The 17793-nt window shown below is 48.0% G+C and carries 20 protein-coding genes; 3 read left to right on the top strand and 17 right to left on the bottom strand.

Translation table 11 applies throughout. The annotated features are described in order from the left end of the window. Positions 1-82: 82 nt before the first annotated feature. Entirely contained in the window at positions 83-997 is a 915-nt protein-coding gene (locus ACO0K4_RS16730) for a LysR family transcriptional regulator (protein ID WP_422957796.1), read from the top strand. Between the two features lie 48 nt (positions 998-1045). Here ACO0K4_RS16730 and ACO0K4_RS16725 read toward each other — a convergent pair whose 3' ends face one another. The 8 genes from ACO0K4_RS16725 to rpsP form a co-directional block, all read right to left on the bottom strand. Next, on the bottom strand, positions 1046-1402 hold the full coding sequence (locus ACO0K4_RS16725) for a DUF3579 domain-containing protein (RefSeq protein ID WP_422957795.1): 357 nt from the start codon (positions 1400-1402) through the stop codon (positions 1046-1048). 323 nt (positions 1403-1725) lie between these two features. Further along, positions 1726-2163: an inner membrane protein YiaA gene (gene yiaA, locus ACO0K4_RS16720; RefSeq protein ID WP_422957794.1), complete on the bottom strand. Its 438-nt coding sequence runs from the start codon at positions 2161-2163 to the stop codon at positions 1726-1728. A gap of 85 nt (positions 2164-2248) precedes the next feature. Beyond that, positions 2249-3199: a CobD/CbiB family protein gene (locus ACO0K4_RS16715; protein ID WP_422957793.1), complete on the bottom strand. Its 951-nt coding sequence runs from the start codon at positions 3197-3199 to the stop codon at positions 2249-2251. A gap of 116 nt (positions 3200-3315) precedes the next feature. Then, entirely contained in the window at positions 3316-3981 is a 666-nt protein-coding gene (locus ACO0K4_RS16710) for a CoA pyrophosphatase (protein WP_422957792.1), read from the bottom strand. Positions 3982-4101: 120 nt separating this feature from the next. Then, complete coding sequence (gene rplS / locus ACO0K4_RS16705; RefSeq protein ID WP_422957791.1) at positions 4102-4485, bottom strand: 50S ribosomal protein L19; 384 nt, start codon at positions 4483-4485, stop codon at positions 4102-4104. 115 nt (positions 4486-4600) lie between these two features. After that, a complete protein-coding gene (gene trmD / locus ACO0K4_RS16700; protein WP_422957790.1) occupies positions 4601-5350 on the bottom strand; it encodes a tRNA (guanosine(37)-N1)-methyltransferase TrmD in 750 nt (249 codons plus the stop codon). Between the two features lie 47 nt (positions 5351-5397). Continuing rightward, positions 5398-5940 (bottom strand): ribosome maturation factor RimM, encoded by a 543-nt coding sequence (gene rimM / locus ACO0K4_RS16695; protein ID WP_422957788.1) that lies wholly within the window; start codon positions 5938-5940, stop codon positions 5398-5400. A 35-nt stretch (positions 5941-5975) separates the two neighbouring features. Continuing rightward, positions 5976-6227 carry a 30S ribosomal protein S16 gene (gene rpsP / locus ACO0K4_RS16690; protein WP_262838614.1) on the bottom strand — a complete coding sequence of 84 codons (252 nt, stop codon included), beginning with the start codon at positions 6225-6227 and terminating at the stop codon, positions 5976-5978. Between the two features lie 197 nt (positions 6228-6424). Between rpsP and ACO0K4_RS16685 the strand changes: the two genes are divergently transcribed. Continuing rightward, complete coding sequence (locus ACO0K4_RS16685) at positions 6425-6841, top strand: NINE protein (RefSeq protein WP_422957787.1); 417 nt, start codon at positions 6425-6427, stop codon at positions 6839-6841. A gap of 66 nt (positions 6842-6907) precedes the next feature. Here ACO0K4_RS16685 and ACO0K4_RS16680 read toward each other — a convergent pair whose 3' ends face one another. From ACO0K4_RS16680 to ugpQ, 9 genes are all read right to left on the bottom strand, one after another. Then, positions 6908-8698 carry an acyl-CoA dehydrogenase gene (locus ACO0K4_RS16680; RefSeq protein ID WP_422957786.1) on the bottom strand — a complete coding sequence of 597 codons (1791 nt, stop codon included), beginning with the start codon at positions 8696-8698 and terminating at the stop codon, positions 6908-6910. A gap of 148 nt (positions 8699-8846) precedes the next feature. Next, positions 8847-9776 (bottom strand): electron transfer flavoprotein subunit alpha/FixB family protein, encoded by a 930-nt coding sequence (locus ACO0K4_RS16675; RefSeq protein WP_422957785.1) that lies wholly within the window; start codon positions 9774-9776, stop codon positions 8847-8849. Positions 9777-9847: 71 nt separating this feature from the next. Continuing rightward, positions 9848-10600, bottom strand: a complete 753-nt coding sequence (locus tag ACO0K4_RS16670) for an electron transfer flavoprotein subunit beta/FixA family protein (RefSeq protein ID WP_422957784.1) — start codon at positions 10598-10600, stop codon at positions 9848-9850. Positions 10601-10914: 314 nt separating this feature from the next. Continuing rightward, the gene (locus tag ACO0K4_RS16665) at positions 10915-11142 is read right to left on the bottom strand and encodes a sulfurtransferase TusA family protein (RefSeq protein WP_422957783.1); all 228 of its coding nucleotides are present in this window, start codon (positions 11140-11142) and stop codon (positions 10915-10917) included. A gap of 178 nt (positions 11143-11320) precedes the next feature. Then, positions 11321-11842 carry an NUDIX domain-containing protein gene (locus tag ACO0K4_RS16660; RefSeq protein ID WP_422957817.1) on the bottom strand — a complete coding sequence of 174 codons (522 nt, stop codon included), beginning with the start codon at positions 11840-11842 and terminating at the stop codon, positions 11321-11323. Positions 11843-11852: 10 nt separating this feature from the next. Then, positions 11853-12266 (bottom strand): GNAT family N-acetyltransferase, encoded by a 414-nt coding sequence (locus tag ACO0K4_RS16655; protein ID WP_422957816.1) that lies wholly within the window; start codon positions 12264-12266, stop codon positions 11853-11855. Between the two features lie 100 nt (positions 12267-12366). Beyond that, positions 12367-14979, bottom strand: coding sequence for an alanine--tRNA ligase (gene alaS / locus ACO0K4_RS16650; protein WP_422957782.1), 2613 nt, complete (start codon positions 14977-14979; stop codon positions 12367-12369). 225 nt (positions 14980-15204) lie between these two features. After that, positions 15205-15540: a hypothetical protein gene (locus tag ACO0K4_RS16645; protein WP_422957781.1), complete on the bottom strand. Its 336-nt coding sequence runs from the start codon at positions 15538-15540 to the stop codon at positions 15205-15207. Between the two features lie 170 nt (positions 15541-15710). Next, complete coding sequence (gene ugpQ, locus ACO0K4_RS16640; RefSeq protein ID WP_422957815.1) at positions 15711-16442, bottom strand: glycerophosphodiester phosphodiesterase; 732 nt, start codon at positions 16440-16442, stop codon at positions 15711-15713. Positions 16443-16497: 55 nt separating this feature from the next. Here ugpQ and ACO0K4_RS16635 point away from each other — a divergent pair, with 55 nt between their 5' ends. Then, complete coding sequence (locus ACO0K4_RS16635) at positions 16498-17754, top strand: CaiB/BaiF CoA transferase family protein (RefSeq protein WP_422957780.1); 1257 nt, start codon at positions 16498-16500, stop codon at positions 17752-17754. The last annotated feature ends 39 nt before the right edge of the window (positions 17755-17793 follow it).

The following is a 17793-nucleotide window of genomic DNA, read 5'->3' as shown; positions in this document are numbered from 1 at the left end:
GAGCGAATTCAGAATGAGTCGAGTGTAAGGCTCAGGATATAATTGATCAAATAAATAGTTATTATCAAGTTAAATTAATTTCATGCATATATCAAAAGTCGACCTGAATCTGTTCACGGTATTCGAGACTATCTATACCGAGGGCAGCGTGACCCGCGCAAGTCAGAAGCTGCTTCTGACGCAACCGGCGATCAGTCACGCACTGAACAGGCTGCGCATCATCTTTGAAGATCCCCTATTCACCCGCCAGGGGCATGCCATGGTTTCTACACCATTGGCACGTAACATCATAGAACCCGTAAGACAAGCGTTACGCGGCTTGGAAGTTACTTTGGCGGATGCAGGCAAGTTCGACGCGATGCTGGCGAACAAGCAATTCAACCTGGCTTTGCGTGACGTACTGGAGTCAACAGTACTACCGCCTTTACTTAAGAACATCACGGAGCAAGCGCCGCAGGTCAGCCTTGCGGCGATTCAAGTCGAGCGCCGCGAACTGGTCAGCGAACTTGCCGCAGGGAGTATTGATCTGGCGATTGATATGTTATTACCTTTACCGAATGAAATCCGCCGTCAAAAAATAGTACAGGACACCACCGTCGTCATCGCACGCAAAGACCATCCGGCAATTAAAAAAGGCAAGTTAGACCTGGATACTTATTTGCAAGCCGAGCATGTGCTCGCCAGTTCAAGACGCAAGGGTATGGGATTGGAAGATTTTGAATTGAGCCGTCTCGGCTTGCAAAGGCGCATACGCCTGCGCTGCCAGCATTATTTTGCGGCTTGCCGTGTGGCTAGTCAGACAGATCTGTTGTTGACTATGCCAGAAGGCTATGCACGGATTGCGAATCAACAGTTTGGTAATCAGATTTTGCCGCTGCCATTACCAATGCCGTCCTGGGATGTTTATTTGTATTGGCATGAAAATGTAGAAAACGATCCGGCCAACCGCTGGCTGCGTGAACAAGTCACAGCAGCATTTTTGACAAAGCTCAAATAAGATTTACACAAAGCCTATTTGATTACTTCTTGGGGAAATCTCAGAAAATTACTTTGTCGATTTATTCGAGTCTGAATCAACTTGTGGATCAGGCAATAAACACGCATCGACAATTTGCAAATCATTATCTTTTGCAAAGCTAAGAACGAAGTGGTAGGCCAGCGGCTCAATCTCACGTAAGGCCTCATTCACGACAACAGAACGCACACCGTCCAACAAAATAGGGCGTACATAAGGTGAGTAAATCAGGTGTGCGTTCCTCCCTGCATCAGGACGAAAACAAGACATGGCACCGCACAGGCGCTCAGCCCAATCGCTGGGACGAAATTGTTTTCCATCACTGGTAAGTCCCTGGATGAAAAATTCGCGTATCGGTGATGAAGTGTTTTTGATGGAATCGGCCATGTGATCGGCTTGCTCTGAACCTAAGAAGACAACCTGGCATCCATTGTAGGTCGATAAACCTTGCGCCAAGCTTTCAAATAACCTCAGTATTATATCTTATAGAAGACTTGATTCAAAAACTGATCGCAGATAAACCCATTTTGATGCATACGAAGAAATGTTACCCACTAACTATAGTGTATTTACGAACTTAGTAAAGCTTATTGGCAGAATGCTTCAGTAAAACAGTAACGAAACTACAGGTTGAACTGTTCAATAAGAAAAAGGCTTGCCGGAATGCGCAAGCCTTTTTTCTCACCTTGATACAAATGTAAACTCCCGCTTCAGGCATCCTCGGAGGAAAAATCCGAAGCATTCATTTCAGTTTTGAACAGCGCTGCATCCCGTACGTTTTTTTGCACCGCTACGGCAGCAAACAAACTCAGTACGTAAGACATCGCGTAAAAACCCTTTTCACTCAGGACAATCGTTGCATTCCACAAACCCACGGCAAGTAAGAGCAAGGCAGCACCAACGGATAACCAGCACAATCCGAAATACAGACCCGTCACTGGAATCCCCTCCTGTTTGTCACGCACGGATTTTTGTAAAGAAATCGCAGAGAACAGACCATACAAGATCAGCGTGAAGTAATACCCTTTTTCATTTAGCTGCATGGTCGCATTCCACAGACCAATTGAATAAGTAAGGGCGCCGATAAACAGGGCAAGCCAGGACGCGCCGATAAATGCGCCGGATGGGGCACTTTGTTTTAGTTTCAATGGATTTCCTTCAGTCTTTTTTGCAATACTGCAATGGGTAAGTTAGATACACTTTATCTTTGTAAAAAAAGGGCACGCGGCAAATTTATAACCAAACCGCAAAGGAGAGTAATAACAATAACAGCATCCACAATAACAGTGCCCGCCAGACCAGCCCGACGGCACTTTGCAATGATCTTGGTGAGGCTTCCGCACCTGGTTGGCTTTCGATATCCAGGCTATCAACATCCACAGCACTGGCATCAGCGTTCAGCACCATCGCTTTTGCTTCAGGTTCGCCAAGACGCACCCCTAGGGCACCGCCACCAGCCGACAGAATGATCCCGACCAGTTCATCTGACCAGCGGTCAGCATAATTACGCCATGAGTACACTGCGTCCTCAAAATTACCTACGACAGCAAATGCAATCGCCGTGAGATGAGCCGGGATCCAGTCGATCCAGTAAAAAATTTTCGTTGCATATTGACCGAACTCTTCATTTTTCATGTGCTCAGGTTCATTCCAGGCACGCGCCAGATACTCAGCAACCCGATACATTACGGCACAAGCTGGCCCCACAGGCATCAGGAACCAAAAAAATACACCGAATACATTGCGGTGAGTCGCGATCAGTGAGCGCTCAACCGCGATCCTGGAAATTTCAGAGATATCCATGCCGGACGTATCGAGATGCGTCCATTCAGCGAGATGTGCTTTGGCAGCATCTTCGTCACCAGAGCTCAGTGCAAGCTGGATGGAGGTGAAATAATGGCTATAGCGCCGAAAACCGAGAGTCAGATAAACGATCAGAACATTCCATGCAAGCGCTGCAAATGGATTGATACGCAAACACAGCCAATAGATCAATGCCGTAGGCAAAGTCAGTGCGATAACGAGTATCCACCATCCCATGCGGCCGTGTTTGGCCTTACCTGCGTTACACCACGACTCGATCTTTTCTGCCAGATTTTGTACCTGTAAATAAATCGGATTGTCGACCCGTAAAGGTTTCAATTGTTCGATCAGGAGCGCACAAAGTATGGAAATGAATGTCATGGTGAGGTAGTTTAAATCGTTTCCAGCTTGAAATGGATTTGTTAATGCGGCAAGTGTAAACTGATTTAGCTGGTTTATGAAGCCCAGCATTATTGCAAGCCTGAGCGCTTATCGCCTTATGCCCGTAAAAAATGAAATAAGTTACGTAACATGCCTGCCGTTGCCCCCCAGATAAAGTGCTCACCGTAAGGCATCGCATAGAAAATTCTCTGGCCTTTTCCATCAGGCAAATCAATTATGCGGCGCTGATGATGGCGCCCATCCATTAAAAAAGACAAAGGCACTTCGAATAATGAAGCGACCTCAAACGGATCTGTTTTCAAATCAAACGGAGGCTGTACTAACGACACAACCGGCGTAACCTGATAGCCGGTACCGGTTTTATAATCGGGTAGCACGCCCAGAATATCTACGTGCTTGCGATGCAGGCCAATTTCCTCCTCAGTCTCGCGCAAGGCAGTCTCGATCGCCGAACGATCACTGTCCTCAAACCGACCGCCGGGAAAACTAATTTGCCCTGCGTGATCATTCAAATGAGCTGCACGATGGGTGAGCAGTAGCGTCAAGCCCGTGTCGCGCAATACAAGTGGCATCAATACTGAAGCAGGTTTAAAGCTGTAAATCGTCGAGAGCAAATGCTCATCCGTCGTTTCCGGAGTCCAAAGTCCCGGCTGTGCAAAACGCTGCTTTAGCCATGCTGAGGATAAATGAGATTCTGGTACTGCATCCTCTCCTGCAACAGAGTGCACAGGTAATTCCTCTGGATTGAACTTCAATTTCACACCGACTTCCTTAATTAAACTACTCGGGGGTTTTAGCGAATGAGCTAAAGTTTATTCCATTTCAAAATGCAAAAAAGGGACGCCGAGGCATCCCTTTCTTTCAACGCATGACAAACAATATTACTCTGCTTTAGCAGCTGCTGTCTTACGTGTTGGCAATTTCTCTTTAATACGAGCAGATTTGCCTGAACGTTCACGCAAGTAGTACAACTTAGCGCGACGTACGTCACCGCGACGTTTAACTTCGATCGAAGCGATCAGCGGAGAATACAATTGGAATGTACGCTCAACGCCTTCACCAGATGAAATTTTACGAACGATGAAGTTTGAATTCAAACCACGGTTACGGCGGGAGATGACAACACCTTCGTAAGCCTGTGCACGCTTACGAGTGCCTTCAACTACGTTGACGTTAACAACTACTGTATCGCCAGGAGCGAATACAGGGATATTTTTGCCGAGGCGTGCAATTTCTTCTGCCTCTAATTTTTGGATCAGATCCATTTTTTACTCCTGATACCATCTTGCTGACGCTGTAACTGCTATGCTCAGTAGAGGATGGGGTTAAACAAGCAGGCCAATACCTGCACTTAAAGTCAAATCCTAAGAAATGACTAAACTACAAACTACTCAAAAACTTCTCATCAGCCTTGCTGAGCAAACCAGCCTGACGCGCCTGCGTAATCAGATCGGGACGTTTACGCAAGCTCGCTACTAACGATTGTTCACGACGCCATTTTTCAATGTCAGCGTGATTTCCTCCTATCAAGACGGCAGGAACTGGGATTTCTTCAAATACATCAGGCCTTGTGTAATGCGGGCAATCAAGGAGGCCGTTTACAAAACTGTCTTGCACAGCTGAATCATCATCATGCAAAACTCCTGGCAACTGCCTGATGACAGCATCCATCAAAGCCATCGCCGGAATCTCACCACCAGATAATACAAAATCGCCTAGGCTAACTTCCTCGTCCACGTACTGGTCAAGCAAACGCTGATCAACCGCTTCGTACCTACCACACAGTAAAACAACGCCATCCAGTTGCGATAACTCCATTACACGTCGATGCGTCAAAGGACGCCCCTGCGGTGATAGATAAATTACTCTGGGGACAGCATTATTTCCGGACTGCGCCTGACGCTGTTTCGCTGCATCAATTGCCAACTGCAAAGGTTTAGCCAGCATCACCATACCAGGGCCACCACCATAAGGCCGGTCATCCACGGTACGATGTTTGTCTGCTGTGAAGTCACGGGGATTCCACAGAGATATAGCACACTTCCCCTGCTCAAAAGCACGACGGGTTACGCCGGATTTAGTCAGCGCTGCAAACATTTCAGGAAACAATGTAATGACATCAAACTGCATATGGCATGCCTTCCGATCTCATAAAACCATTTCTCATTGCAGCACGCTTAATAATCCAAGCCCCAATCGACAACAATTTTGGCAGCCTTCAGATCAACCTCTTTGACAAAGCTGTCTACAAAGGGAATCAAACGCTCCGATTTAGCTAGATCAGCTTCAGGAACATCAGCTGCTGCAACCCGTAAAATAGGATGAGCACCGTTATCCATCAAGTCTCTGACCTGACCTAAGTCTTCACCCTGCAAGTTGTGCACTGATGCGCCTATCAGATCCACCCAGTAAAACTCTCCATCCGGTAAGGCTGGAAAATGACTACGGGGAATCTTAACAATTGTGCCTTTAAGCGCTTCCGCTGCATTTCTGTCAGCGACGCCCATTAATCTCGCCACAACATCCTCGCCGTGAATCTTGGATTCCATGCGATCAACATCGTGCAATTCAGGCCATATTTTTGCATTTTCCAGCCACCATGTTTTGGCGCTGAGCAACGCATCGGCATCATTGGAGTAAGGGTGCACTCTTACCCAGCCATGAATACCGTATGCTCCCGAGACGTAGCCCACCAGGACTAAATCTTCAGGAACATGCACTCCAACTGATATCACTTGCTAACAATCAGCAGCAATTAAGCTGCAGCTTTGCCAGATTGCGCTACCAGACGAGCAACTGCTGGTGACAATTGTGCACCAACGCCTTGCCAGTAAGCCAGACGGTCTGCTGCAACACGTACTGTCTCTGCATTACCATTTGCGATCGGATTGTAAAAACCGATGCGCTCGATGAAACGACCATCACGACGATTGCGTGAATCTGTTGCAACGATATTGTAGAAAGGGCGCTTTTTTGCGCCACCACGAGCTAAACGAATAACGACCATAATATTTCCAAAAAATGTCTAAACGCGGAAAAAGCCGCAAATTATAGCCTGCTTCAAGACAAAACCGCAAGCACTATCCAAGATTCAGTCGTGTTTTACCGACGATGCCCGGGCGATTAAGTCAGCCGAGATTTGAGAATAAGCCAACAAGAGGCATCGTCTTGCTCTAGAATCACGCATTACTTTGCAGAATACCTATGAATACCCTCCATAAAAACAAAACTATCACAACTCTGCTTGCTGCCACTCTAGGAAGCGCAGGTCTACACCGCTTCTATTTACGAGGCAAGCAAGACATTTGGGGCTGGCTACACTTGGCAACACTACCGTTGTCATGGTTGTTTGGCCATTTCTTTTTTGGCTCACCGCTACTTATGACAGCGAGTCCACTCGTCTTGTCATTTTTAATTGCTATGCTAGAAGCATTGGTACTTGGGCTGACAGCCGATGAAAAATGGGATCAGCAATACAATACGCAATCCGGGCAAACCAGCGAATCCTCATGGCCCTTGGCACTGATTTTGGTATTAAGTCTTGGCGTAGGAGCTTTTGCATTAATTGCCACAATTGCACGCGCTTTTGACCTGCTATACACGGGCGGCTCTTTCGGCTGATATGAAAAATAATATGAATAAAAAAGCGGCCTCAGCCGCTTTTTTATTGCTTGATCATCACACTAATCAGAACTGATCTTCAGCTAATGCCAAAACGCCTGCACTACCTTCCACGATAGAAGTACGCAATCCCTGAGCCGCAGACAATATATGGTCGGCAAAGAATCGTGCCGTAGCGATTTTAGCCTTATAAAAACTAGAGTCGCCCTCACCTGCCTGCAATTTATTCTGAGAGATCAATGCAGCCCTAGCCATTTGCCAGCCGCCAAGCACAATACCAGCAAGTTTCAAATATGGCACACTACCGGCAAACACTGCCTTAATATCCGATTTAAAATTCGCAGCGACAAAAGCAACTACCTCCTCCATAGCATCTGCACCCAATACCAGCTGACGCTGGATTGCCTGCAAATCATCGGATTGCACTGCAGCCAATTCGGATGCCGTTTGACGCACCTGGGCAATCAACGCCCTGGCCGTTGCGCCGCCATCACGAGCAGTTTTGCGACCAACCAGATCGTTTGCCTGAATCGCCGTCGTACCTTCATAAATCGTCAGAATCTTGGCATCACGGTAATGCTGAGCTGCTCCCGTCTCTTCAATAAAGCCCATGCCACCATGTACCTGAACACCTGTTGAAGTAACATCCAGCGACATTTCAGTAGACCAGCCTTTGACAATAGGTACCAAGTATTCGTAGCAAGTTTGATTTGCTTTACGTACAGACTCATCGACGTGGTGATGAGCTGCATCACTCGCAGCTGCGGCTACATAAGCAAGAGCACGAGCACCTTCAATCTGCGCACGCATCGACATCAGCATGCGACGCACATCCGGATGATGGATAATAGTAACGGGGCCAGCAGAACCCGATAAATCACGCGACTGAACACGGTCTTTCGCATATCCAACGGCTTTTTGATACGCGCGCTCAGCAATACCAATACCTTGCAGACCGACTCCGAAACGAGCTGCGTTCATCATGATGAACATGTATTCAAGACCACGATTCTCTTCACCTACCAAAGTACCTATCGCACCGCCGTTATCACCAAATTGCAGCACTGCCGTCGGACTCGCCTTGATGCCCAATTTATGCTCAATCGAGACGCAGTGCGCATCATTGCGCGCACCCAGGGAACCATCCGCGTTTACCAGGAATTTAGGAACAATAAACAGAGAAATACCTTTGACGCCCTCGGGTGCGTCTGGTGTGCGAGCCAACACCAGGTGAACGATATTTTCAGCCATATCGTGCTCGCCATAGGTAATGAAAATTTTTGTACCGAAAATTTTATAAGTACCGTCGCCCTGAGGAACTGCGCGTGAACGCACCATTGCCAGATCTGATCCCGCCTGCGGTTCAGTCAAATTCATCGTGCCAGTCCATTTACCGGCAATCAGATTTTCAAGATAAATCGCTTTTTGCTCATCACTGCCCGCCGTCAATAAAGCCTCAATCGCGCCATCACTTAACAATGGGCACAAGGCAAAAGAAACGCTCGCTGAATTCAACATTTCAATACACGGCGTTGCAACCAGCTTTGGCAAGCCCTGGCCACCAAAATCAGCCGGATGTTGCACACCTTGCCAACCTGCCTCGCCAAACATTTTGAACGCTTCTTTAAAGCCTTTAGTTGTAAAGACCTCGCCTTCTTTCCAGTAACTCGGCGCCTGGTCTCCCGGCCAATTTAAAGGGGCCACAACTTCGCCGGTAAATTTTGCATTTTCTTCCAGTACCGCCTCAACGGTTTCCGGCGTCGCGTCTTCGCAACCTGGCAAGGCATTGACTTCGGCGAGACCCGCCAGTTCATTCATCACGAACAGCATGTCTTTCAACGGCGCTACATAGCTCATATTTACTCCATGAAAAAGGACAGGATGATCAGGATCATGTCAGAACCAGAGAAAATACTCTGCCAGCTTCACGACAAACCTGCCTATCCTGTCCTGTTAATATTCCAAGACTGCTCACGACAAACCCTGTTTGCCGTGCTCACATTGATTAGCCCAACTCTGCAACCAGTTGCGGTACGATTTCGAATAAATCGCCAACGATACCGTAATCAGCCACAGAGAAAATTGGCGCCTCAGGATCTTTGTTAATTGCCACAATGGTTTTTGAATCTTTCATGCCTGCCAGATGCTGAATCGCGCCAGAGATACCGACTGCAATATACAACTGCGGAGCAACGATCTTGCCGGTTTGACCAACTTGCCAGTCATTTGGCACAAAGCCAGCATCAACTGCCGCACGTGACGCACCCATCGCAGCACCAAGGCGGTCAGCCAGCGGTTCCAGGACTTTAAATGCATCACCAGAACCCATGCCACGACCACCAGAAACGATCACTTTCGCCGCAGTCAGTTCAGGGCGATCTGACTTAGCGACTTCACGGGAAACGAATGCGGATTTGCCAGAATCGGCAACGGCAGCAATGCTCTCAACCGCAGCAGATCCACCGGTAGCGGCAGCATCAAAACCAGTACTGCGCACGGTGATCACTTTCACCGCATCGGCAGATTGCACGGTTGCGATTGCATTACCAGCATAAATTGGACGCTCGAACGTATCAGCCGAATCTACTTTAGTAATTTCAGAAATTTGTGACACGTCGAGTTTGGCCGCAACACGTGGCAAAATATTTTTACCATACGCGGTAGCAGGTGCCAGGATGTGGCTGTAAGCAGAAGCAATTGCCAGCGCTTGTTCAGCAACATTTTCAGCCAGGCCATCAGCGAAATAAGTCGCATCTGCATGCAATACTTTACTGACACCAGCAATCTGAGATGCGGCCTGCGCAGCAGCTGCAGCATTATGGCCCGCGACCAATATATGAACGTCACCGCCACATTGAATGGCAGCAGTAACGGTGTTTAATGTACTTCCCTTCAAGGAAGCGTTGTCGTGTTCAGCGATGACAAGTGTAGTCATGATGTTTTCCACATTGATTGAACCAGATCATCTGGCACAAAGATTATTCTTAAGGACTAAGGACGAAGGAATTAGCTGATAACTTTAGCTTCATTCTTCAGCTTGGCAACCAGAGTCGCGACGTCAGGCACTTTGATACCAGCAGAACGTTTTGCTGGCTCAACGACCTTTAAAGTCTTCACACGTGAGGTCACGTCTACACCCAAGTCTGCTGGCTTTACATTGTCCAATTGCTTCTTCTTAGCCTTCATAATGTTTGGCAAAGTGACGTAGCGCGGCTCGTTCAGACGCAAGTCTGTCGTAATAATCGCTGGCAAAGTCAACGATAAAGTTTCCAGTCCGCCGTCAACTTCGCGTGTCACGGTCGCTTTGCCGTCAGCAACGACAACCTTCGATGCGAAAGTCGCTTGCGGCCAACCCAGCAAGGCTGCCAGCATCTGACCGGTCTGGTTGCAGTCATCATCAATTGCCTGCTTACCCAGGATGATCAATTGAGGCTGTTCTTTGTCTGCCAGCGCTTTCAACAATTTCGCCACTGCCAGAGGCTGCAGTTCAGCATCGCTCTCAACTAAAATGCCGCGGTCTGCGCCGATCGCCATCGCAGTCCGCAAAGTTTCCTGGCATTGCACGACACCACAAGACACTGCGACGACTTCAGTCACAACGCCTGCTTCTTTTAAGCGCATGGCTTCTTCTACGGCGATTTCGTCGAAAGGATTCATCGACATTTTGACGTTGGCGATATCCACGCCAGTGCCATCGGATTTGACGCGTACTTTGACGTTGTAGTCGACTACACGTTTAACTGGTACCAGGACTTTCATAGTTCTGCCTTTAATGAGCTAATTTTTGAACAGAGATGGTGAAACGGATTAATTCTGATGAAACGAATGTTGCAAGTGCAGCAAATTGACGTATACGTAAAGTTCATCAATTATAAGACTAAAATGGCCTAGATCACACAATTTAGCACGATCGTTCTTTTCAATCCAGAATCGCAGTAGAGCAGAACCCCTAAACGAAGAGCTTTTCACAACAAACTGCGACATAAAACATGCATAAAAAAAGCTCACTTATCGTGAGCTTTTTAAAATACTGCAATTTGGCGACTTAGCGCTGACGTGCTGTTGACACGCTGTTATTTACGCTTAATAAAATATTCGTACTCTTTACTGTTTTCCAGGTGAGATAACAATTCATTACCAGTTTGTTTGGAGAATGCTTTGAAATCTCTTACTGAGCCGGGATCAGTTGCAATGACATGCAATACTTCACCAGTGATCATATCTGCCAAGGCTTTTTTGGTCTTCAAAATTGGAAGCGGACAATTCAATCCACGTGCATCCAGTTCTTTATTGTATTGCATGATTTTTTCCAGTAGCGGGAATAAACAATTTGAACAGCAAAATACTTACTAAAACATTTGCACCAATTCTACCGGAAATTTAATCAAGATGGTGCAACGCAACAACGAGACCACGGATTCCACATTTATTAACAATTGTTTGCACAATTTTAGTGAGTATCTGTTGTTAGCTGATCACTCAGGAACTTGCCCACTCAGCAAATACCGGCTCCAGGCCTTGGGCACGCATCCAATCTGCCATCGCATAACCAGTTCCCGCACGCCAGGGACGTAATTTTTCAGGGCTGATCAGACGATATTCTACTAACTCGGAGGACAATTGAATATTGCCCGAGGCCTTTACATGGTAGGCGATAATGACTTCGTTCTTTTTGATGAACTCATATACGCCGATCAGACTCACATGATCGGCATCGAGATTAGTCTCTTCCTTTAACTCGCGTGCGATTCCCTCTTCCGGGGTCTCGCCACGCTCCATAAAACCAGTAATCAGGGCAAAAGTTTTTTCTGGCCAGGCAGCATTTCTTGCCAGCAAAATATGTCCCTCAACCTCGACCAGCGCAGCTAATACCGGAAGTGGGTTATCCCAATGCGTCCAATGCCCCTCCGGACACGCTAGTCTAAGTTTTGAGGCTTCCTGCTCGTCTGCGCGGCACACCAGTGACGAGGCGCATACAGGACAAAATTTTAGTTCCATTATTGGAAGTCGATTAACGACCGGTGCGAGGGATTTGCGGCTGCTTCGGATGAAAGCGCGCCATAGAATATGCATCTACAAATACGCCGTTGCGCAGCGAATGCGCACGCATCGTACCCTCAATCTCAAAGCCAAACTTATTGTACAAATGGACTGCCGCCGCGTTATCACAATACACCGTCAATTCAATACGCAATACGTTAAGCCAATTGTCTGAGAGACTCAAAATCTCGGCCAGCAAGGCGGTACCAACTCCCCGCCCGGTGAACGAATCCGCCACAGCCATGCCGAGACCTGCCACATGACGACGGCGTGATTTTTTTTCGAGATGCAAACCTGCCGTGCCTACTACAACACCGTCATACATTGCAATTAACAAAGTGTCGTCGGGATTAAATTGCTTTAATCGGTCCTGCCACATCTCCACCGTCGGGTGTGGCAATTGCAAAGTACTTGTAACGCATTAGTACTTGCATACACCCGTTGGATCTGGGCAGCATCTGCTGGTTCGGCACGGCGTATAAAGATCATAGGCGCTCTTTAATCCAGTTAGGTACATCAGCCAGCGCTTTTAACAGACCGCTAGCATCAGTACCGCCGGCCTGAGCAATATCAGGGCGACCGCCACCTTTACCACCAACCTGTTGCGCTACGAAATTGACCAGTTCACCCGCCTTAAGTTTAGAGGTTGAATCCTCAGTCACACCAGCAACCAAACTGACCTTGCCATCATTCACAGCAGCTAAAACGATTGCGGCTGTTTTCATCTTGTCTTTCAGCTTGATCATAGTTTCGCGCAGAGCCGTCGCATCTGCCCCCTCCATGACCGCAGCCAACACTTTGGCACCGTTGACGTCTACGGCTTGTTCCAGCAGAGCATCACCCTGATTCGCTGCCAGCCTGGATTTCAATACCGTTAATTCTTTTTCAAGAGATTTAACATGATCTTGCCATTGTGCTATGCGTTGTGTCAATTTCTCCGGTTGCGTTTTTAACGCACTGGCAATGTCATTGACACGTTGATTTAGGGTTTGCACCAGATCCAGAGCGACTTCCCCAGTGACAGCCTCGACGCGACGAATCCCTGCAGCAACACCACCCTCAGACACAATCTTAAACAATCCGATGTCGCCTGTACGCGACACATGGGTACCGCCGCACAACTCACGCGACGTACCGATGTCCAATACACGCACTTCGTCACCATATTTTTCACCGAACAATGCCATTGCACCATGCTTGATCGCATCGTCATACGACATCACCTGTGCTTGCGCAGCGACGTTAGACAAAATTTCACGATTAACAATAGTTTCAACCTGCAGAATTTCGGCATCTGTCATCGGTGCGTTGTGACTGAAATCGAAACGGGTTTTTTCAGCATCAACCAGTGAGCCTTTTTGCGATACATGAGCGCCCAGCACTTCACGCAAAGCCTTGTGCATCAAATGCGTCGCCGAGTGATTGCGCACTGTTTGCGCACGCACCGCCGTTGCGACTTGCGCATGCAAACTTTGACCAAGTTCTAACGCGCCTGAGATCAGAGTACCGTGATGACCAAAGACATCCGCCTGAATTTTTTGCGTGTCAGCGACTTCAAATACGGCGCCGCTAGACGATTTCAACACGCCAGAGTCACCACACTGGCCGCCGGATTCCGCATAGAAAGGCGTTACGTCCAGTACTACAATACCAGCTTGCCCTGCTTCTAATTTGGACACAGCACTGCCATCCACATACAAAGCGATCACTTTGCTGTCGTTACTCAATTGCTCGTACCCGACAAATTTTGTTTTGTCGCCACTGTATTCAATTGCAGCGGCCATTTTGAATTTACCTGCAGCACGTGCTGTTTGTTTCTGATGCGCCATCGCAGCATCAAAACCGGCTTCGTCCAGCACCACATTGCGCTCACGGCAAATATCTGCGGTCAAATCCAGCGGGAAGCCGTAAGTGTCGTACAAAGTAAATGCCGTCGCACCATCCAGATTTTTACTATCTTTGGCGAGAGCAGCCTCAAGAATTTTCATACCGTGTTCCAGCGTTTCGCCAAAACGTTCTTCTTCTTGCTTCAAGACCTGAGCAACGCGCTCGCCAGCCTCCGCCAACTCGGGATAAGCAACTCCCATTTCTTTCACAAGATCCGCAACCAGTTTGTAGAAAAATGGCTGAGGCTGACCCAGCTTGTGTCCGTGACGTAAAGCACGGCGCGTGATGCGACGCAAGACATAACCGCGACCTTCATTACCAGGAATGATGCCATCTACAATCAAAAAGCCTGCACAGCGAATGTGATCGGCAATGACTTTTAAAGAGTTGTGATTCAGATCTGTACAACCTGTTTCGCGCGCAGCGGCCTTAATCAGATGTTGGAAGATATCAATTTCATAGTTGGAATGCACATGCTGCAATACCGCCGCAATACGCTCCAGGCCCATACCGGTATCAACGCAGGGTTTTGGTAAAGGATGCAAAACACCTTGTTCATCCTTATTGAATTGCATGAACACCAGATTCCAGATTTCGATAAAACGATCGCCGTTTTCATCAGGGGAGCCCGGAGGACCACCCCAGATTTCTGGACCATGATCATAGAAAATTTCAGAGCACGGGCCGCACGGACCGGTATCCGCCATCTGCCAAAAATTATCTGATGCGTAGCGTGCGCCTTTGTTGTCGCCGATGCGGATGATGCGCTCAGGCGGTACGCCAATTTCATTTTTCCAGATATCGTAGGCTTCGTCATCTTCCTGATACACGGTCATGGTCAATTTGTCTTTTGGCAGACCGTAGACGACTGTCAGCAATTCCCAGGCATAGTTGATCGCGTCGCGTTTGAAATAATCGCCAAACGAGAAGTTACCCAGCATTTCAAAAAAGGTATGGTGACGCGCTGTGTAGCCCACATTTTCCAGATCGTTATGCTTGCCGCCGGCACGTACACTGCGCTGCGCTGTAGTCGCACGCGTGTAATTGCGTTTATCCTGACCAAGGAAGACATCCTTAAATTGCACCATACCGGAGTTAGTGAACAGCAAGGTCGGGTCATTGCCGGGGATCAGGCTGGACGAACGGACTCGTGTATGGCCTTTGGATTCGAAAAAGCTGAGGAATTTATCGCGGATTTCAGACGAGTTCATAGTAATTTTCAGGGCAGATTGATGCGGTTTTAAAGGTTAGCTCTTGATTATACGTGATAACTTCGCGCATTTTCTCGTCAAAACTCATTTCGGCCAGGCAAGTATCAGCGACTGCCGACATACCAACCGAGAATAATATTCTCAGCATCACAGATAAAACAAAACCCGTCTGGCATCGAATGCCAGACGGGTTCTACAGAAAAATACGACAGTAAAACGTTTTACTTATTGTGCCGGACTACTTGCAGTACGGGCATTGTGTTTTTTCGCGTAGATTTTTTTGCTTGCGCGATTTTCTTCATGCTCCAGTTTCGCACGTTCTTTTTTCGTTACTTTGCCGTCTGCTTTAGCGGCTTCTTTATCTGTTTCGATTTTTGCTTCGCGCTTTTCAAGATTCGCTGTTTCTTGTGCGGTCAAAGCGCCGCTATTCACACCGTTAGCGACACGCTTTTGCTGATTCTCTTGGCGCTTGTCGATGTTAGGCGTGTTTGTATTTTGTGCAAACACAGGGATAGCAAACAAAGTTGCAACGAGTACGGAAACGAGTTTAACTGATTTCATGATAGTGCCTTTCTGTGTTGTAAAAGTGGAGCGCTTCTTAGTTTATCTGAGTCATTTTTTGTATCACTCATGAGCCTATAACGAGGTCGAATACCTGGCTGATGACATGAAAACTGTAAGCCGTGTAAGAAATCGTAACCATCAGCCCAGTCGACAATCCTGCCACTATTCTAGGTAATAAAATCGTGAGAAATCAAGTCGATCCTGTCGGTACAGAACGCATCCACACCCCATCCGACAATCTCACGCGCCCGTTCAGGTGTATTCACTGTATAACAAAATACACCATAATCTGCAGCCTTGATTTGCCTAGTCAGGTCAGCGGTCAAGTGACGGTGATTTGTGTGCAAAGCAACTGCCGAAAGAGTTTGTAGTCGCTGCTGCCAGTCATTGTGAATCTGATCCGTCAGATATCCGCGAGGGATCTCCGGAGCGGATTCTCTGGCACTCATCAGGGCATCAAATGAGAACGATGAAAATAAAACTTGTGTCCCCGCTTGCATTTGCCGGGTCATCTGCGCAACCACCTTACCCGTTTCCGCCTCAAAACCTGGCACAGGTTTAATTTCTACATTCATCCAGATACTGTGCTCCAGACAGAATGCCAATACTTGCTGATAGCCAGGGACGAGCTCTCCCGCAAAGTCATTTGAAAACCAGCTACCCGCATCCATCTGCAATAAATCATGTGCCGTCGTACTGGCAACGCCGCTATCACCACGGACCGTTCTGCCAAATAAAGGATCATGCATCAGCACAGGTATGCCATCCTTTGATAACATGACATCGAATTCAACCGCATGGAAGCCATACCTGATACCACACTGCATCGCAGCAATGGTATTTTCCGGAGCCAGAATGCCGCCGCCCCGATGAGCGACAACTTTAGGATAAGGCCACATCATTAGTCTCCATGTTGACTCTCCGATTTGCACAAGAAGAAAACGTACAGGATATATGCAGACCACAGAAAAAAACAAGACCGCACTAGGACATATTCGTGTTCTCGATCTGACACGCGTGCTGGCCGGTCCATGGTGCGCACAAAATCTCGCAGATCTCGGTGCAGAAGTGATTAAAGTAGAAAAACCCGGGTCTGGCGACGACACCCGCACCTGGGGGCCGCCGTATCTGCGAGATGCGGACGGCAACAACACGACTGAAGCGGCCTACTATCTCGCTGCCAACCGAGGCAAACAAGCAATCACTGTGGACATAGCCACAACAGAGGGTCAGCAAATTATCCGAGAACTGGCACAGCAATCCGATGTGGTTCTTGAGAATTACAAAGTTGGCCAGCTTAAGAAATACGGGCTGGACTATGACAGTCTCAAGTTATTAAAACCAGACCTGGTGTATTGCTCGATCACCGGTTTTGGACAGACAGGCCCTTACTCTCATCGTGCGGGTTACGACTTTATTGTGCAAGGCATGGGTGGCTTTATGTCGCTGACCGGTGAGCGTGATGATCTGCCCGGCGGAGGTCCGCAAAAAGCAGGTGTTGCCATCGCCGACCTGATGACAGGGATGTACTCAACCATCGCCGTAATGGCCGCACTGACCCACCGTGACCGCACTGGCGAGGGCCAATATATCGACATGGCACTGCTTGATGTACAGGTCGCAATGCTGGCCAATATGAATACGAATTATCTTGCCAGCGGTAACGCGCCAAAACGCTGGGGCAATGCCCATCCCAACATCGTGCCTTACCAAACCTTTGCAACCTCTGATGGCCATATTATTGTCGCGGCAGGTAATGACGGGCAATATCGTAAATTCGTTCAGGCTGGTGGACGTCAGGATCTGGCTAATGACGATCGGTTTATCAGTAATCCCTTACGCGTGCAGCATCGTGACATATTGGTTCCGCTGCTGGCAGACATGGTGCAACGAAAAACCAAGCAAGAGTGGATTGATCTGCTGGAGGCGGCAGGAGTACCTTGCGGCCCGATCAACTCGCTCGATGAAGTCTTCGACAATCCACAAGTCATCGCACGGCAGATGCAAATGGATTTGCCGCATCCAAGTGCGGGCAACGTCAAGCTTGTTGGCAGCCCGATGAGGATGTCAGTAACGCCGACTGTGTATCCGCTTGCACCGCCCCTACTTGGACAGCATACCGATCAGGTTTTACAAGACCTACTCCAGTATGACGATGAAAAAATTGCCGGACTAAGACAAAGCGGCATAATCGGTATCAAACCGCTATAACAAATTAAGGAATTAAGAAATTAACGATTATTTACCTTG

It is taken from the genome of Undibacterium sp. RuTC16W (assembly GCF_049339445.1).
Classification (GTDB): domain Bacteria; phylum Pseudomonadota; class Gammaproteobacteria; order Burkholderiales; family Burkholderiaceae_D; genus Undibacterium.
The sequence above is the reverse complement of the archived record's forward strand: the minus strand, read 5'-3'. Positions and strand labels throughout refer to the sequence as shown.

Excerpts from the sequence above, each read along its gene's own strand:
- ACO0K4_RS16635 (WP_422957780.1), top strand. The coding sequence starts at position 16,498 with ATGCAGACCACAGAAAAAAACAAGACCGCACTAGGACATATTCGTGTT.
- alaS (WP_422957782.1), bottom strand. The coding sequence starts at position 14,979 with ATGAACTCGTCTGAAATCCGCGATAAATTCCTCAGCTTTTTCGAATCC.
- rplS (WP_422957791.1), bottom strand. The coding sequence starts at position 4,485 with ATGGATCTGATCCAAAAATTAGAGGCAGAAGAAATTGCACGCCTCGGC.
- ACO0K4_RS16675 (WP_422957785.1), bottom strand. The coding sequence starts at position 9,776 with ATGACTACACTTGTCATCGCTGAACACGACAACGCTTCCTTGAAGGGA.
- ACO0K4_RS16685 (WP_422957787.1), top strand. The coding sequence starts at position 6,425 with ATGAATACCCTCCATAAAAACAAAACTATCACAACTCTGCTTGCTGCC.
- ACO0K4_RS16725 (WP_422957795.1), bottom strand. The coding sequence starts at position 1,402 with ATGGCCGATTCCATCAAAAACACTTCATCACCGATACGCGAATTTTTC.
- ACO0K4_RS16665 (WP_422957783.1), bottom strand. The coding sequence starts at position 11,142 with ATGCAATACAATAAAGAACTGGATGCACGTGGATTGAATTGTCCGCTT.
- ugpQ (WP_422957815.1), bottom strand. The coding sequence starts at position 16,442 with ATGTGGCCTTATCCTAAAGTTGTCGCTCATCGGGGCGGCGGCATTCTG.
- ACO0K4_RS16670 (WP_422957784.1), bottom strand. The coding sequence starts at position 10,600 with ATGAAAGTCCTGGTACCAGTTAAACGTGTAGTCGACTACAACGTCAAA.
- ACO0K4_RS16730 (WP_422957796.1), top strand. The coding sequence starts at position 83 with ATGCATATATCAAAAGTCGACCTGAATCTGTTCACGGTATTCGAGACT.
- ACO0K4_RS16715 (WP_422957793.1), bottom strand. The coding sequence starts at position 3,199 with ATGACATTCATTTCCATACTTTGTGCGCTCCTGATCGAACAATTGAAA.
- trmD (WP_422957790.1), bottom strand. The coding sequence starts at position 5,350 with ATGCAGTTTGATGTCATTACATTGTTTCCTGAAATGTTTGCAGCGCTG.
- ACO0K4_RS16680 (WP_422957786.1), bottom strand. The coding sequence starts at position 8,698 with ATGAGCTATGTAGCGCCGTTGAAAGACATGCTGTTCGTGATGAATGAA.
- rpsP (WP_262838614.1), bottom strand. The coding sequence starts at position 6,227 with ATGGTCGTTATTCGTTTAGCTCGTGGTGGCGCAAAAAAGCGCCCTTTC.
- ACO0K4_RS16645 (WP_422957781.1), bottom strand. The coding sequence starts at position 15,540 with ATGAAATCAGTTAAACTCGTTTCCGTACTCGTTGCAACTTTGTTTGCT.